Consider the following 2,701-nt stretch of genomic DNA (forward strand, 5'->3'; position numbering starts at 1 on the left):
GCGGTTGCGGCAGCAAGAGCAGCAGCATCTGCCAGAGCCTGCAATCGGTTCTTTTCAGCAAATGCGTGCGTTGCATCTATGCCAAAGCCGGCAACTCCAAATACAAGAGGCACCAGAATTGCGGTCATGATTCCAAAGTTTCCAGATCTATCACGAAGGAGCCGTTCAATTTGACGGGACATTTAGATCCTCAAAAAGTGAGCATTGATCGTATATCAACCGGTAATTTGGATTAGTGAAGGCTAATTTAACTTGCGAGCGACACTAACCATGCTCTTGCGCGTGATAGTTAATCAACATTTGCCGATAATCATCGCCGAGGAGGCCGGCGGGCTGGAACTCCGCTTCCAGGCAAGTCGGGCTCTTGCGAAGTCAGCTCACGACCAATTCTTATAATTAGGGCAGTCCTCGGATCTAAAAGACTTAGTCAGTCTCATATGCAAAATATCGTATCCTTGCGCCGCGAGTTTCAGGCGAGACAGAATGTCCCCCTCCCTCGTCGCAGACCAGCTTGTAACGAAACGTCCGCCGTCTTTCGACAAAGGGGATAGGGCAAGGGACTGGGCTTAGCCTCTCGATGGTGCATGGTCTTGCCCAACAGCTTGGTGGCGGCATCCGGATTTTTAGCAAATTGGGATTAGGCACAAATGTTGAGCTTTGGCTGCCAGAGGCGGCTGGTTCTCCTCTTCAACCTCTGACAATACGGAGGGGCGGCCCGTCATCCCCCATCCACCGGGGAAAGACGCTGCTCGTCGATGACGAGGAGGTTGTTCGCATCCATACAGCACACATGCTTGATGAGATTGGCTTCGAAGTTATTGAAGCATCCAGTGCGGAGGCTGCTCTTGCAGCGCTCGATAACCTGTCTGATCTGACGCTGCTTGTGACGGATCATCTGATGCCGGGTATGGATGGAGTGGAACTGAGCAAGCGCGTTCAGGCCCTTTGCCCCACCCTTCCATGCCTGATAATCTCGGGCTATGCAGACGTTGAAAGGGTGGCCCCGGATCTGCAAAGACTAAATAAGCCATTCAAAGTCGAAGAGCTCCAGCGGATGCTCGCGGAGATGAACCTTGCCACACAATGACTCGATTGCTGATCCTGTCAGGCCTGGCAGGGGACCGGCTTGCCGTGCGTTCAAACTGTCACTTGCTCTGAAGGGCGCGCCAGGCGAAGGGGTCTAATAGACTGCAGTCACAAGGCAGTGCAGAGACCGATTGGACGTTGCCGCCGTCCCTGCCTATCGTCCTTGCCCAACCATCGTTGTTCCTCTCCTCGCAATAAATTTAGAAGCTCGGCGACGCATCGGCTGACAGCGCGACGAGAGGCATTTTTCCTGGAGTTAGCCATGATCGACGCATCTGCACCTCGCTCACGGCAGCTGGACAGAGTAGACTCATCGTGGAGCGGCATCGTAAGCCGACGGTGGCGTCCTCTACCGTACAGAGTCGAGTTTAATTTGCAGAAATGTAACAAAACAGATTCACGACGTTGATTGTTTCGTTATGCGATCTAGGTTCAGCTTTGCGCGGACCTAACTGCTCTTGTGGGCTGCCCACTGCCTGCAAGAGCAATTTCCGCTATTGTGACATTTGCTTATGTAATGCGAAAAATCACCCCTGATTTGTATATTAGAATATTTAAATTTTTCTTGTTCTCGGTTAATTGCCCGGCGATTTCTGGATTGTACAATTACTACATGTCTGCAAAAGCTCTGAGATTCCGCACCGGTTCCGATCATACTCATGATGACGATAAGCCACTGCACCTGCTAAAGCTGGTTTGTTTAAGCGCACTAGCCTTTTTTTGCTACGGCTTGCGCGTGGTTTGTTGTTATGTCCTCCACGTTTGGCGCGACAAGCTCCGACTGGAAGGACCTGCGCAAGACATTGGACCCCCGTTGTAGTATCCTTGGGGTCATTGCTCACGACGGATCGCGATCCTATCACACCAATCAGTTTCTACGCCATTGGTTCATCGAAAGTTCGTCGCTAACAGAACGATGGTTCTGCAATGAAGCCGACGCCCGCGCTGCCGGTTTTGCGAAGGCGCGCTGACTACTACATTGCGGATCAACGGGGTTGAGAGAAAGCTCTTTGCGTCAGCACACACGCAGTGTCATGCTTGGTCAGCGTTAAGAACGTTCATTGTGATGCAAACGCAGCATTCACAATTTTGCCTATCTGAAGGATCTGCTGCTCCATCAAGCATACGACGCTTCGCGCGAACAATCCTGCTTAGGCAAAAGCAGCTGCCGCTTCGCCTCATTGGGCATGGTCATTGGACGCGGAGAACTGACGCATTAGGATATCCTCACCCTCCTTAATGAACGTCACTCGATCCCGCCCTTGATCCTTCGCCTGGTAAAGCGCGAGATCAGCCCGCGCCACCAGCTCGGTCGGGTGACTTACGGTTGACCCTTTCGTAAAAACTGCGACACCAAAGCTTGCGGTGACCACAGCGTGTTCGCTTTCTTCATGCGGAATGCCGAGTCGAGCAATTGATGTGCGCACCTTTTCAGCCAAGATTAGCGCAGTTTTAAGATCAGTATCCGGCAGAAGAATTGCAAACTCTTCGCCGCCAAACCGGCAGACAAGGTCACCAGACCGTCGCGCTACGCTAGCAAGCGCTGCAGACACAGACTTTAGGCAGGCGTCTCCCGCCATATGGCCATATTGGTCGTTGAAGGTCTTGAACCTGT

At 52.3% G+C, this 2,701-nt stretch carries 2 protein-coding genes; one reads left to right on the forward strand and one right to left on the reverse strand.

Annotation, left to right across the window (positions count from 1 at the left end):
• Positions 1 to 577: 577 nt before the first annotated feature.
• A complete protein-coding gene (locus tag ASD54_RS26175; protein WP_082547194.1) occupies positions 578 to 1,087 on the forward strand; it encodes a response regulator in 510 nt (169 codons plus the stop codon).
• Positions 1,088 to 2,264: 1,177 nt separating this feature from the next.
• Here the strand turns inward: ASD54_RS26175 and ASD54_RS11955 are convergent.
• A partial coding sequence (locus ASD54_RS11955) for a diguanylate cyclase (RefSeq protein WP_156379201.1) occupies positions 2,265 to 2,701 on the reverse strand: 437 nt, incomplete at its 5' end.

Source organism: Rhizobium sp. Root149 (genome assembly GCF_001427345.1).
In the GTDB taxonomy this organism is placed as follows: domain Bacteria; phylum Pseudomonadota; class Alphaproteobacteria; order Rhizobiales; family Rhizobiaceae; genus Neorhizobium; species Neorhizobium rhizoryzae.

Excerpts from the sequence above, each read along its gene's own strand:
- ASD54_RS26175 (WP_082547194.1), top strand. The coding sequence starts at position 578 with ATGGTGCATGGTCTTGCCCAACAGCTTGGTGGCGGCATCCGGATTTTT.